General features: G+C 49.4%; 12 protein-coding genes and 2 pseudogenes. 2 read left to right on the top strand and 12 right to left on the bottom strand.

Going from position 1 to position 13,984, the window contains the following annotated elements:
- A pseudogene (locus tag QTN94_RS15310) lies at window positions 1–86 on the top strand (IS200/IS605 family transposase); the annotation flags it as partial.
- Between the two features lie 142 nt (window positions 87–228).
- On the opposite strand, the pseudogene QTN94_RS15315 reads toward QTN94_RS15310, so the two are convergent.
- The 10 genes and pseudogenes from QTN94_RS15315 to torT all read right to left on the bottom strand — a co-directional run.
- A pseudogene (locus QTN94_RS15315) lies at window positions 229–1,266 on the bottom strand (aspartate aminotransferase family protein); the annotation flags it as partial.
- 16 nt (window positions 1,267–1,282) lie between these two features.
- The gene (locus QTN94_RS15320; protein WP_331428149.1) at window positions 1,283–2,725 is read right to left on the bottom strand and encodes an NAD-dependent succinate-semialdehyde dehydrogenase; all 1,443 of its coding nucleotides are present in this window, start codon (window positions 2,723–2,725) and stop codon (window positions 1,283–1,285) included.
- Window positions 2,722–3,705, bottom strand: coding sequence for a biotin-dependent carboxyltransferase family protein (locus QTN94_RS15325; protein WP_331428151.1), 984 nt, complete (start codon window positions 3,703–3,705; stop codon window positions 2,722–2,724). Before QTN94_RS15325 ends, QTN94_RS15320 begins: the two co-directional genes overlap by 4 nt.
- Window positions 3,695–4,570 carry a 5-oxoprolinase subunit B family protein gene (locus tag QTN94_RS15330; protein ID WP_331428152.1) on the bottom strand — a complete coding sequence of 292 codons (876 nt, stop codon included), beginning with the start codon at window positions 4,568–4,570 and terminating at the stop codon, window positions 3,695–3,697. The genes QTN94_RS15325 and QTN94_RS15330 overlap by 11 nt, the downstream gene beginning before the upstream one ends.
- A gap of 9 nt (window positions 4,571–4,579) precedes the next feature.
- Entirely contained in the window at window positions 4,580–5,992 is a 1,413-nt protein-coding gene (locus QTN94_RS15335) for an acetyl-CoA carboxylase biotin carboxylase subunit (protein WP_331428154.1), read from the bottom strand.
- Window positions 5,993–6,020: 28 nt separating this feature from the next.
- Window positions 6,021–6,260 carry an acetyl-CoA carboxylase gene (locus tag QTN94_RS15340; protein ID WP_331428155.1) on the bottom strand — a complete coding sequence of 80 codons (240 nt, stop codon included), beginning with the start codon at window positions 6,258–6,260 and terminating at the stop codon, window positions 6,021–6,023.
- 19 nt (window positions 6,261–6,279) lie between these two features.
- Entirely contained in the window at window positions 6,280–7,035 is a 756-nt protein-coding gene (gene pxpA / locus QTN94_RS15345; RefSeq protein WP_331428157.1) for a 5-oxoprolinase subunit PxpA, read from the bottom strand.
- A 39-nt stretch (window positions 7,036–7,074) separates the two neighbouring features.
- A complete protein-coding gene (locus QTN94_RS15350) occupies window positions 7,075–8,127 on the bottom strand; it encodes an ABC transporter permease (RefSeq protein ID WP_331428158.1) in 1,053 nt (350 codons plus the stop codon).
- Window positions 8,117–9,634, bottom strand: coding sequence for a sugar ABC transporter ATP-binding protein (locus tag QTN94_RS15355; RefSeq protein WP_331428160.1), 1,518 nt, complete (start codon window positions 9,632–9,634; stop codon window positions 8,117–8,119). The genes QTN94_RS15350 and QTN94_RS15355 overlap by 11 nt, the downstream gene beginning before the upstream one ends.
- Window positions 9,634–10,722, bottom strand: a complete 1,089-nt coding sequence (gene torT, locus QTN94_RS15360; RefSeq protein WP_331428161.1) for a TMAO reductase system periplasmic protein TorT — start codon at window positions 10,720–10,722, stop codon at window positions 9,634–9,636. The genes QTN94_RS15355 and torT overlap by 1 nt, the downstream gene beginning before the upstream one ends.
- Window positions 10,723–11,021: 299 nt before the next feature.
- On the opposite strand from torT, the gene QTN94_RS15365 reads away from it, so the two are divergent.
- The gene (locus QTN94_RS15365; protein WP_331428162.1) at window positions 11,022–11,945 is read left to right on the top strand and encodes a LysR substrate-binding domain-containing protein; all 924 of its coding nucleotides are present in this window, start codon (window positions 11,022–11,024) and stop codon (window positions 11,943–11,945) included.
- Window positions 11,946–12,125: 180 nt separating this feature from the next.
- On the opposite strand, the gene QTN94_RS15370 is transcribed toward QTN94_RS15365, so the two are convergent.
- Both QTN94_RS15370 and QTN94_RS15375 read right to left on the bottom strand, forming a co-directional pair.
- Window positions 12,126–12,665 carry a DUF3332 family protein gene (locus tag QTN94_RS15370; protein WP_331418338.1) on the bottom strand — a complete coding sequence of 180 codons (540 nt, stop codon included), beginning with the start codon at window positions 12,663–12,665 and terminating at the stop codon, window positions 12,126–12,128.
- 288 nt (window positions 12,666–12,953) lie between these two features.
- Window positions 12,954–13,772, bottom strand: a complete 819-nt coding sequence (locus tag QTN94_RS15375) for an N-acetyl-ornithine deacetylase (protein ID WP_331418337.1) — start codon at window positions 13,770–13,772, stop codon at window positions 12,954–12,956.
- Window positions 13,773–13,984 lie beyond the last annotated feature (212 nt).

Consider the following 13,984-nt stretch of genomic DNA (forward strand, 5'->3'; position numbering starts at 1 on the left):
GAATCAATGAAGAAATCATACGCCGATATGTAAGACATCAAGAGAAGCAAGAGCGAGTAGAGCAGCACCAGTTGGCGTTGGATTAAACAAAGGCCCCCTTTTAGGGGGCTCACACAAAGCCACCTTCTTTAGAAGGTGGTAATTTACAAAAGGTTGCACATGGCGCGGTTCCGGTCTTCCATCACAGACAAAGTCAAACGCAATCATGGCACCTTTGTGGCGGATATGATCGATAGGCAGTTCAGGATTCAGCTCTTTTATTTCTGAAAACGCCTGATGCAATTGGCTTCCTACGGACTCGGCACGCTCATTAAGGCATTTGGATTCCAATTCATCGAGCACTGCTAAAGCTGCCGCGCATCCTACAGGACTGCCACCATAGGTGCCGCCAAGACCACCCGGTGCAGGACTGTCCATGATGTGGCGTTTGCCGATAATGCCAGAAAGTGGGTAGCCACCTGCCAGCGCTTTTGCTACTGTGATCAAATCAGGTTGAACATCAAAGTGTTCGCTAGCGAGGGTTCTTCCTGTGCGGCCGAAGCCTGTTTGCACTTCATCGAAAATCAGAACTATTCCGTGTTCATCGCAAAGGGCGCGAAGGTGTTCTATGAGTTCATTTGGCGCGGCATAAAAGCCACCTTCTCCCTGTACAGGTTCCAGCACAATGGCTGCAACGGAAGAGGGAGCAATATCTGTCTTGAACAATATCTCCAGTTGCTGCAGCGAATAGGCAGTATCTATGCCCTGATAAGGCAAAGGGAAGGGAATATGGTAGATGTCATTGGGGAAAGGACCAAAGCCTTCTTTGTAAGGAGCAACTTTTCCAGTCATGCCCATGGTCAAAAGCGTACGGCCATGAAACCCCCCATGAAAGGCGATAACACCGCTGCGTCTGGTGTAATGACGGGCGATTTTTACCGCATTTTCCAACGCCTCAGCACCTGTGGTCATCAAGATGGTTTTTGCATCATCAATCGGAGCAATGGCGTTTAAACGTTCGGCTAACTCAATGTAATTCTCATAGCCTGCAACCTGAAAAGCCGTATGGCTGAATTTCTCGATTTGCTCCGTGACTGCCTGTGTGACAGCGCGATTATTATGGCCGGTGTTGACCACCGCAATACCCGCTGCGAAGTCGATATAACGGTTATCTTCCACATCCCAAAATTCTGCATTTTTGGCGCGTTTTACAAACAGAGGGGTAGCCGAAGCTACACCTCTAGGAACTGCTGCATTGCGGCGTTCCATCAGTGACTCGTTGTTCATTTTATTCCCTTATTTGTTAAGAGAGTCCGCCAAAGCAGACGTATTTGGTTTCGAGGTACTCTTCGATGCCTTGTCGCGATCCTTCTCGGCCTAAACCAGAGGCTTTGACACCACCGAAGGGGGCTACTTCATTGGAAATCACGCCTTCGTTCACGCCGACCATGCCATACTCCAACGCTTCACTAACACGCAAACAGCGCTGGATGTCCCGTGAATAAAAATAGGCAGCGAGGCCATATTCCGTGTCGTTGGCCATCGCAATGGCTTCCGCTTCCTCTTCAAAACGGAAAAGGGGTGCTACAGGGCCAAAGGTCTCTTCGGAAGCTATCCGCATGGCTGGGGTAACGTCGGCTAATACGGTAGGTTGATAGAATAGTCCACCTAACGAATGGCTGGTTCCACCTGTTAGCCGCCGTGCTCCCGAAACAAGTGCATCGTGTATGTGTGACTCGACTTTATCGAGTGCAGAGCGGTTGATGAGTGGACCAATTTGGTTTCTAGGCTCAAAGCCTGAGCCGACTTTAAGGTTGCTGACGGCATTGGCAAACTTTTCTGCGAAGATGTCATAGATGCTGGATTGCACTAAGATCCGGTTTGCGCATACGCAAGTTTGTCCAGCATTACGGAACTTGGAGGCAAGGGCCCCTTCGACGGCAGCATCGATATCAGCATCATCAAAGACAATAAAGGGCGCATTGCCACCGAGCTCCATCGACACGCGTTTGACGGTATCAGCACATTGCTTAATCAGTGTTTTGCCAACCGCCGTTGAGCCCGTGAAGGAAAGCTTGCGAACATCCGCGCTGTCGCAGAGCACCTTACCCACTTCTGCGCCATGGGAAGCGGTCACCATATTGATGACGCCATCTGGTATACCAGCTTCCTGCGCCAATGACGCCAATGCCAACGCGGAAAGTGGCGTCTCTTCTGCTGGTTTGACGATGATGGTGCATCCCGCAGCGAGGGCAGGGGCGACTTTGCGGGTGATCATCGCAATGGGAAAATTCCATGGCGTGATAGCAGCACAGACACCGACTGGTTGCTTGATGGTTTGCAAACGTCTGTCGATAGAAGTTGTCGGAATAACATCACCATAAGTGCGTTTCCCCTCTTCCGCGAACCACTGGATGAATGAAGCTCCGTAGCTAACTTCACCGATGGACTCAGCCAATGGCTTACCTGACTCCTGTGTAATGAGCGCTGCCAAATCGGACTGATTTTCCATAATGAGGTTAAACCAATTCATCAGCTTTTCTGAGCGCTGCTTAGCCGTGGTTGTTCTCCAACCGACGAATGCCTTTCGGGCTGCAGCAATCGCGGCTTGGGTTTCGCATTCCCCCATCTCAGGTACATGGGTAATAATGTTGGTGTAGGCAGGGTTGAAAACGGGATAGGTTTTCCCGTTTTCACTATCAACCCAATGGCCGCCAATGAATGCTTTATCTCGAATCAAAGTCATCGTGAGTACCCGCTTTTCTCTATATGCTGTTTGGCACACTTCAATAGCGCGTCATATTCCTTGCGGGCTTTCAGCGCATCTTCGAGCGATACTTGCACAAACTGGGTCTGTGAATTTGGCTGCATCTGACCGATAAGATCCATGTCCACTGACACCACGGTGCCAATCATGAAATAGCCACCTCCTGAGACGGCGTCTCGGTGTAACACTATGGGTTCTTTCCCTGCTGGCACCTGAATCGAGCCATAGGGATAACAACCGTCGACAATATTGGAAGGGTCGAATCCGGCGCCAAACGGCTGCTCGCGTTCGACAAACTCTAATGGGGTGCCGTTTTTGAACCGGTAGCCAATGCGGTCTGCTTCTGGCGCTACCTGCCAGGTGTCGTTGAAAAACTGCTCGGCAGCATTCTTGGTGATCCGGTGCCAGTAAAGGCCGGGAACTACTCGCAACTTATTCAATCTTGGTCTGCGCAGAAAGTCGGGTAAATAGCGTTCTACAAACGGAGCTTCATCGCTGCCGATAGGAAGTTCGTCTTCGGCTTGTAGTAATCTACCTTCAAATCCTCCCAGCGCACCGAGCGTATAGGTTGAACGGCTTCCTAATACTTCAGGCACATCAATACCTCCAGCAATGGCGATATAAATTCGCGCGCCACCTGTCAGGTGTGAGAAGGAGAGGGTCTGACCGGCTTTAACTTCAAAGCTTGCCCAATTAAACTGCTCTTCTCCATCAACGATGGGCGTCATGTCTGCCCCTGTGACGGCAACGGTGGCGTCTCGATTGAATGTCAGCTTGGGTCCCATAAACACCGCTTCCAACACGGCTGCGTTTTCGTCGTTACCGACCAACCAGTTGGCGCAGCGACATGCGAATCTGTCCATCGCACCTGATACTGGAATGCCAAGATGAAAATACCCTTTACGACCCAAATCCTGCACAGAGGTGGCAAGTCCGGGGTGAATAACATTAATGCTCATACAGTGCCTCCAGCATTGCTGCGTTATATCCCGCCATGTCCTTTTCAAATTCAGATAGTGAAAATCGAACCGACCTAGTGCGAGGTTGATAAGTACCGTCTTCAACCTGTTTGACGATCTCGTTATACTCATTCTCTGAGATAGGTTTGAATTTCACGATATCGCCCGGTTGGAAGAACACTAAAAAATCTTTCAGGTGTGCCGCGTTCTGCGCTGGGTCGTAAATAGGGAGCGGGGTGACACCAAACATCTGGTAGCCACCGGCACCCCGCACGGAGTAAATGCAAGAGAAACAGCCACCGTAGCCAACCGTCAGCTTGGGGGTGTCGGTTCTGGGTCTGACGTATTTCGGTACCTGTATTTGTTTGTCGCGCTCAACCATTTGGAACATAAACGGCAGACCAGAAACAAATCCCACCATGGTCACAAACCAAGGGGAACCAGAGTGCGCCTCAATAAAGGCTTCAACGGAGTCATAGCCATTGATTCTGGCTGCGTAAGAGAGATCGGTGCCCTCTGGATCCTGATGGCGATCACGAAACCGCATCAGGGTTTCGTGGGTCCAAGGATCTTGGTAGAAAACTGGCACCTCAACGATGCGGGTATCGATTTCTTCTTTTCCTGCAGCTTGCGCTTTTTCGATGTCCTGAATCGCGGCGAGCATGGTTTCTGGCGTGCAAACATCTGGATTGTATTTCACCTGAAAGGAGGCGTTTGCCGGGCAGATTTCCTCAATACCGGGCAAGTTCGCTTCACGGATGGCTTGTGTGATCGACAAGCTTTTGAAAAAGGCAGCGAGCGACATTTCTTCGCTGACTTCAACGAAAATATGCTCGTCGCCGCCGTATGAGTAGCGTGCTTTCATTGTTATTCCTTAGCTTGCTTGTGGAAGCGAGCAATCCTTTTTGTTGTGAGACGGACCTTGTTCAGGCTGTGAGGTGTCGAGTGTGTCTAGCCACTCTTCAAGCCACGATGTATGAAAATTACCGTTAATTACATCAGGTGCTTCACACAGTTTTTTAAACAGAGGTTGCGTGGTTCTTACACCTTCAATCGACAATTCGTCCAGTGACCTTGCCATGCGGTGAATCGCGCTTTCCCTGTTCTCGTTCCAGACAATCAGTTTGCCGAGTAAGGAGTCGTAATAAGGGGGAATGGCGAAGCCGGAGTAGATAAGTCCGTCAAAGCGCACACCGTTGCCCATTGGTGGAGTGAAAGAACTGATGATGCCGGGGAAAGGGAGGAAGCCATTGAATGGGTCTTCTGCATTCAGGCGGATTTCAATTGCATGGCCGCGACGCTGAATGTCCTCTTGTTTGAGAGAAAGGGGTTGACCTGACGCGATCTGAATCATCTCCCGAATCAGGTCAACACCGGTAATGGCTTCAGTGATAGGATGCTCGACCTGAATGCGGGTATTCATCTCGATGAAATAGAAAGATTCAGAGTCATCGTCGTAAAGAAACTCAATTGTGCCCGCGCCCTTGTAGTTGACGCTTTTGGCCAGAGAGACGGCAGACTGACACATGGTTTCACGCACCATATCCGGCAAGACGGCGCAGGGTGCTTCTTCCCAGACTTTCTGGCGGCGGCGTTGCAGCGAGCACTCTCGCTCGAAAAGGTGCACCGCATTCAGGCCATCAGCTAGGATCTGTACTTCCACATGGCGAGATTGGCGAATGAATTTTTCGAGATAAAGCGTGCCGTCACCAAACGCCGACTGTGCTTCAGAAGATGCCTGATGGTATTGGGGTAGGAACTCGCTTTCATCTTCAATCACTCGAATACCACGTCCACCACCGCCCGCTGAAGCTTTGATCATCACTGGAAAACCGATGAGTTTGGCCTGTTCAAGAGCTGCTTCTGGGGTATCAGACGGCGTGCATCCGGGTACTACTGGTACACCGGCTGCCATCGCGGTTTCGCGTGCACGGACTTTATCGGCCATTTTGGTCATGGTTTGGCCAGACGGGCCGACAAAAATGATACCGGCTTTGCGCACGTCATCTGAGAAGCTGGCATTTTCAGAAAGAAAACCATAGCCGGGATGGATAGCATCCGCGCCAGACTGCTCTGCGGCCTGAATGATTTTGTCACCGCAAAGGTAAGATTGGTTAGCCATCGGGGCACCGATACAAATGGCTTCATCAGCCAGCTTTACTGCAAGGGACTCTTTGTCCGCCTCACTGTAAACCTGCACAGTATGGATACCCATTTCCTTGGCCGTGCGAATAATGCGAACAGCTATCTCACCACGATTGGCGATGAGCAATTTTTCGATTGTCATACTGACTCCTTGTGTGCATTCAGAGCGTTTACTTCAGACGGACAATAGGTTGTCCTGCGTTGACTGGGCTTTCGTTTTCAATCAAAAAGTCGTCAATCACACCGGAAGTTTCCGCTTTAATCTCATGGAAGGATTTCATCACTTCCACCAGTCCAATCACGTCACCCGGTTCGATAGTGTCTCCCGGATCTTTGTATCGGGGTTGCTCTGGGGAAGCCGAACGGTAAAAGATGCCAGGTAATGGGCAGATAATTTCTTTGTCAGACATGTATAACTCCTTCGAATGTCTATTCTTTTTTGGTGGTGCAGCCATCGCTTTGGCGGAAAAGATGAGGCTGTAATGCCTCATTGACCGCTTTGGCGATATGCACTGCATTTGGGGTATCTGAATGCACACAGATGGTTTGGGCGACAACCGGAATCTCTTGACCGTTGTTAGCCGTGACCATGCCGTGTTCCACCGCTTTCAGGACGCGTTTGGCGGCAGAGGTGGGATCAGTGGCGTCATGGGTTTGGGTGATCACCAGATGCCCATCTTGATCGTAGTCGAGGTCGGTAAAAAACTCGGGGATGAAGCCTGCACCGTGTGCGCTGTAAACGGTTTCATGACAGGTTCCTGATAACCCAAATACAGGCACCTGGTAATGGTGTGCGATGCGCGCAATAGTTTCTGCTATGTCAGGATCGGATGCCGCCATGCCGTAGAGCGCACCATGCGGCTTGAGATGGTTCAGCGGCATATCGAGCATATCGAGGAAACCTTTTAGCGCACCGATCTGGTACACAATCACGTTGTGTAACTCGTCTTGGCTGAGATGCATTTTACGGCGTCCAAACCCCTGCAAATCGGGCAGCGAGAAGTGTGCCCCGACTTTTACGCCGTATTGATTGGCAAGCTCTACGGTACGTTTCATGTGGTTGGGGTCAGAGGCATGAAACCCGCAGGCGATATTGGCTTCAGTGATGTAAGGCATTAGCGCTTCATCGTCAATGAGTTTGTAGATGCCAAAGCCTTCTCCCATATCGCTGTTGATGTTGATCATAACGAGACCTCCCTTTGAAATGAATTGGTTAGGTGCATATCAGTGAGCTCCTAGCTTGGTACGCAGACGAATGCGAATTTGGTCGATGATAACGGCAAAGATCAATAGCGCACCGATCACGACTGTTTGTAGGTAAGATTCCACGCGGGTCAGGTTCATACCATTTTGTACGAGACTGATAAACACCGCACCCAAGACGACATGTTCTACGCGCCCGATCCCACCGCGAAGACTGACACCGGCAATGACGCAGGCTGCAATGGACTCGAGGGGCATGGCAGCACCTATGTTGGCCTCACCGGTGTCAAGACGGGCAGTGATCAACATCCCTGTCATGGCTGCGAAGGATGCGCAGAGTAGGTACGCAAGAATCAGCGTTTTGTGGGTGTTAATCCCTGAGAGGCGGGCGGCGTTGATGTTTCCACCAACTGCATAGAAATAGCGGCCCAAACGGGTACGGTTGACGATGAGCATGGCAAAAATCGTCATCAGAATCGCAACCAGAATTGGTATGGGTAAGCCAAAGATGTTGCCAAAGCCAAAGGCGTTACCGAACTCCATCGGCATGCCATACACAGGCGAGCCGCCTGTCATATAAAGGGCGATACCAAAACCGATGGAGGAGATGCCCAACGTCATCACAAAAGGGGAAACCTGAAAATGGGCGACGCCAATACCATTGATTAATCCGACGACCAAGCCGACGGAAACGCCAGCAGCAATCCCTAAAAGAATGGCTAGATATACAGACTCTGGGAAAGCAGCATAGGTTGCAGCCATGGTAGTGGCCCCGACCACGGACGAGAGGGCGATAATGGTACCGACGGAAAGATCAAACCCTGCGGTGAGCAATACAAACATCTGCCCGATGGAAACCATCACCAAATACGAAGACTGGCGAAGTAGGTTCAGCAGGTTACGTGCAGTTAGGAAGTTATCTGATGCCGATGCAAAGATAGTGACGGCGATCACCACCAATATAGGCAGGACACCCACTTTCACAAATAGCCGTGTCATCCGGTTGGCAAATTTCCCTTTGGAAGCGCCCAGATTGGCGTCTTGGGAACTGGCCTTAATTGTTTCACTGTTCATTTTCATATTCCATTGTTTCAAAAAAGTGGCTGAGCGCCTCGGTTTCTGTTATCTGTGCCCCCTGAAGGTGAGCGGCGATTTGTCCTTCACGCATCACGTAGAGACGGTGGGAGAGGTGCACGACCTCGGGCAGATCGGAAGAAATGATGACGACCGCTGCCCCTTGCTCGCACAAATCGGCAATAAAGCGATAGATTTCTGCGCGCGTGCCAACATCCACCCCTACTGTGGGTTCGTCAAACACATACAGCGAGACATCGCAGGTCAGGCATTTCGCCAACAGTACTTTCTGTTGATTACCGCCACTGAACAGGCCGACGTCGCGTTCGGTTTGCATCGGGTAAAGCTTAAGCTTTGTTGCAATACTGTGGGTCTGCTCTTTTTCGTGGGTAAGATTAAGTGCTCCATGGCGATGGGAAAGGGGGAGGGAACCCAGAGAGGGCAAACTGATGTTTTCCCGGCAACTGCGGTTGAGCACCAAACCCTCGTCTTTGCGGTCACGGGAGTTATAGAAAAAACCGCGGTCTAACATCTCACGGATGCTAAACCCTGTGACATTTTCACCGTTAAATACCACGCAACCGGCAGTTACCTTTTCCGCACCAAAGCAGGCTCTGAGTGCTTCAGATTTGCCGCAGCCAACCAACCCGGCAAAGCCGACAATCTCACCAGCTCTAACGTGGAACGAAAGGTCTTCAATGAGTCGGTTGTCGGTAGTAAGCGATTGCACGTCCAATACGGTTTCGGTGGGGAAAAAGGGCACGTGCAGATAGACGTTGTCGATTTTCCTGCCCGTCATCATCGTGATGAGATCTTGCTCTTCGACAGTATCAACTTCGCGGGTGCCGATATATCTGCCATCCCGTAGCACTGTAATCCGGTCCGCAATCTTGCGGATTTCGCCCATGCGGTGTGAGATGTAGATGATGCCGACGCCTTGCGCTTTTAGCTGATCAATCAGTGAAAATAACTGTTCGGTTTCCTGATGCGTTAGGGACGCCGTCGGCTCATCGAGGATCAGTACCGACAATTCGCCACGTAGCGCTTTAGCAATTTCTACCATTTGCTTTTCAGCGCGAGAAAGATCGCTGACGGGCTGGTGTGCATCGAGGGCAAAACCCATTTTATCGAGCAGTGCCTGCGCTTCGGTGTAGAGGGTGGCGTTATCCAGAAAGCGTCCGAGCAACGGCTCTGCGCCCAGAAATAGGTTTTGGGCAATGGATAGGGTGTCGACCAGAGAAAACTCCTGAAACACCGCACTGATCCCTTTTTGCCTCGCGTCGTAGACGTTTTTGAAGCGCACGGTGTCTTCGAAATAGCGCATCTCTCCGGCAGTCGGTTGGTTGGCACCGGAAATAATGGAAATAAGCGTTGATTTTCCCGCGCCATTCTCGCCAAACAATACGTGAACTTCGCCGGGCTCAAGGGTGAAGTTCACCCCGTCGAGTGCTTTTACACCGGGATACTGTTTGTGTATCCCGTGTAGGCTGAGAATCGGTGCGCCCATTACTGCGGCTCCACTGTAAACGTCGGTTTAAAGTTCGCAGGTGCGAGGGAGCTGTTGCGATCAAAGCTGTTGATGTTGGTTTCGTCGATGACATAAAGCTGCGGCCCCACATGTTTGGTGTAGGGTTTGCCTTCGAGGATACGAATAGCTTGATCAATCGCGACACGCCCTTGGATAACCGCTGAATCGGTTGGCGCTGCAACGATAAGGTTACGTTTGATCCCCTGATAAACACCAGGTGTGAAGTAGTAGGACAAGACACCGATTTGTTCAGTGAGGCCACGGGCACGGAGTAGACTGGTAGCGGCTTCTGCGGTTACGGCTGTACCGACGATGTAATCCAGGTCCGGATGTGCTTCGAGGGTGTCTTCCACTAGTTTGAGCTGCACTTCCTTACCGGTATCACCGTATTTGGTGTCTACCACGTCAATGTTTGAGCCTTCTACGGCAGACTGAAAACCTTTGTTTCCGGCTTCAACCCAGCCTGAGCCTGGAGGTCCCGGGAACCAGCCGACTTTAACTTTCTCTTTATCGCTTTGGTGGCGCTCAGCCAGATACTGGCCGATCTTTGCACCCATCTCGCCAAACGAAACTAGGGATTTCGCTGAGATATTTTGTGATGACATGCCGTTGACGATATCAATAACTGGCACGCCAGACTTGGCGATGTTTTTCACCAGATTATTGAGGCCATCATAAGAAATGGCACCCACTATCACGGCATCTGCACCGGAAGCAACACAGTCTTCAATCTGTGAAAGCTGGGTATTGAGGTTGGTGTAGCCGCCAGCCTCCACCAACTGCATTTTGACACCAGAGCGTTTTGCTTCATCCACAACGCCGTAGTTCACTGCGGTCCAATAAGCATCTTTGAGGTGCGGAAAGGAGACGCAAATATCCCACGCCTTGCTGGCCCTTTCAACGGGCTCATATTGCATCACTTCTCGGGCACTCTTCATGTCGAACGGTGTGGTCCAGACATCAACTGTGTACGGGTACCAGTTTTCGCTGTTTGCAGTGCTGCTTTGAGCCAGTGCCATTGCACCGATCAAAATTAACCATGGGACAGCAGAAGGTTTGCCGTTCATGTTTCTTCTCCCTATGACTTCAACCAATGTTTGCAATGACCATGGCGGTAAACGCCGGATTTGGCTATTGCTCGATGTGTTAGTAATAGGTTAAATTTGCATTATCAGTATGTAAAATTCGGAATTCGGGCTAGTGCTATTAGAAAAACAGATAACCAAAAGCGCTGTAATATCATCTGGCGATACTGAATTATTTGATTGATATATAAGGGTTTATTTAGCTCTTGATGTCTCTTTTCAAATCTATCGATAGGTCTGGATATCGGAATAATGGATACAAAGTTTAAGGAAAACAGAATATGCTCCCAACCATGAAACAGATTCGCTATTTTATAGCAACGGCGGACTCCGGCCAGGTCTCTCAAGCAGCCAATGCCATGCACGTTTCCCAATCTGCGATCACTACTGCCATTAAACAGTTGGAAGAAATGCTGAATGTGAACCTGTTTGTGCGTCAACCCCACGGCATGTCGCTGACTTATGAGGGCAACCAGTTTTACCAACACGCCACACATATTGTGAAGGAGTTGGAAGAAGCTATATTGCTTGCGCACCGCTCCGCTAATCAGGTAGAAGGCAACATAACTGTCGCCATGTCCTACACTGTGGCGGGATATTTTGTACCGCCCTATCTCACCCGCTTTCAACGCAGCTACCCCAATGTAAACCTGAAGTTGGTAGAGGCTACCCGAGGGAATATCGAAGAAGGCGTAGTGTCAGGGGAATTTGATGTCGCCTTCATGCTGACATCTAATCTGATTAATCAGGAAGACATCAGTTTCCAAACCTTGTTGAGTTCTCAGCGTCGATTGTGGCTTAGCTCCAGTCATCCTCTGCTGACAAATAAAATGGTGACTTTCCACGATGTAGCTCAATTTCCCCACATTATGCTAACAGTCGATGAGGCAAGTAACACGGCCTTGCGCTACTGGAACCAAACTCCTTATCAGCCGAATACCATTTTCCGAACCTCTTCCGTAGAATCAGTGCGCAGTCTCGTCGCGAACGATTATGGTATCACTATTCTGTCAGATATGGTTTATCGCCCTTGGTCACTGGAAGGAAGAAGAGTGGAAGTGCGTCCACTAGCTGATCATGTTCCGCCGATGGATGTGGGGTTGGTGTGGTCGCGAAAGCGTGAGCGTAGTGATGCAGTGACGGCATTCTGTGAATTTATGGAGGTTTCAGTGGCACCGAATAGTGGTTCGGTGCAGAGGTTTTGAGAGTAGATTTAATCTTAAAACCCCTTATGACTAATTCAATGATACGGTCGCTGACAATAAATGATGAGATGAGCGTGACTCTATAGATGAAACAAAGCCACAGGCAGTGCCTGTGGCTTTGGATAACAACGAGGGGATGTATGCCAGAGCGTAAACGCCTAGATATCCGAGGTCATCACGTTAGGCTTGAGTTGCTAAATAGTCTTCAAGCTCTTGTAGGCTGGTCTCAGCCACTAACTCTCCATCGATGAAGTAAGAAACTTTCTCGCCCTCTTTAACCCCAATAAGAGTCGCTCGCTCACCGGTATTGTATGTAATATCCATTTGAATGGTATTCGAATCCAATGGCTGCATATGACCACGTTCTATGGTGCGGAATTGGCTAATTGGAGCGATAGGCGCTTCTTTTAACGAATCATCAAGATTGTCATTAATATCAATCATGGTTTCAGTCTTAGTATCGAAAATGTGCGGCTTGCCATTTAATGGGTTCTTACCAGTCCAAAACTCAAGAGAGTTAAAGATTAAATAGTCCGCTGCTACCGTGATACCGTAAACTGGCGCTAGCAGCATATTGAGTCCGCCCCTAGCATAGCGGTTGTCGACCGCTTCAACGTTGAATTTCATCAATATTCCTGTCACCGCATTACTGCCTACACAACCGGACAAGCTAATTGCTACTGCCGACAACGCCACTACTTTCGCTATTGTTGATTTCATAAATCCCTCTAACTATTTTCGATAAGAATCAATAACAAGTTTAGCGTGAAAATTGAGTTGCATATGTTATGCGCATCAATAATTTAGAAGAAATTTTCAAGACTGCTCGAGCAGTCCCAAAATTTAAACATTCAGCTGCAGTGATTTTGTCTCTTAAACGAACCATCAAGAAACTTCATTGCTTAGCAAGTTATCAACAAGTAGGTATCAGCTATGCGGTCGTATTGGCGAGAGGGTGAAAAAAGCGAGCTCAATAGGCTCGCTGTTATATCTAAAGGGCAATGATGTCTAGACGCGTTTAACGATGTTAACAAACTCCGTCATTATTGCGGCATTGGCCAAAATGCGCTGGTCGATATTCTGTTGACCAGGCGTTTCACTACAGCAGCCGAAGTGGCTTCCTTGCTGCACTAGGAACGATTCAAACGAGGTGTCAAAATGGTTGAAAATAATACCATTTTGAACCGGACAATCATCAATCTCCCCGTCTGCTGCGACAGCAAAGAACTGTCCGAGGGTATCTCTTAAGTTTTCGCTGAAACGCCCCGGAATTTGCTGTGGTTCGAATGAATAGATGTAGGTGTCTGTCAATAACACATCTTCATGGCAGGTCAGTATTCCATCTCGACTCGCGGACAACAGGGTTGATGTATGATTCATGAGTATCTTTGCTTCGATGGATGTTCCTCTCCCTGACGTCGGAGTACCATCTTCAAGGTAAAATCCATGGTTAGGGTTTTCGCCAAGCTGATTAAATCGTTGACCAATGGCAAAGCCTGTAGGATTGACCAGTGGCAGCAAGCTAAGATTCACCTGTGCGAAAAGATACGGATCTAAACTCGATAGAAAATGCACTAATCCCCATGGTCCGGCTGCCTCTTCGCCATGAAACCCGGCACTAATCATCAGGTTAGGATTAGTGGTAATGTGTTGTGACGATTGTAGCAGGCATACAGGGTATTCACCTGAGGTTCCTAGTATGCTCTTGGAGAGACCAAGGCGGTTTATCTGTTGTTCCAACAAATGGTAAAAACGATCAATATCGTTAGTTTGACACTCAAAAATCTCACTATGCCACTGATAGGCTAAGGCAGTAGATTGAGTCATTGTTACGTCCTTGTTAAAAAAATATCTTGAACGTCGTCAGCATACCAGCAAAATTATGAAAGTGAAGTAGGTTCAAAAGGATAGCGTAGGGGAGAGTAGTAGGAACAGCAGAAGCGATCAGTCCGGCGTTGGGTGATTTCATGAAGATACATGCTGAACCGTACACTGTTGAGCTCGCCACGCCATTCGTTATTTCGAGAGGTGCCAGAACG

It is taken from the genome of Vibrio sp. M250220, assembly GCF_036533795.1.
GTDB lineage: Bacteria > Pseudomonadota > Gammaproteobacteria > Enterobacterales > Vibrionaceae > Vibrio.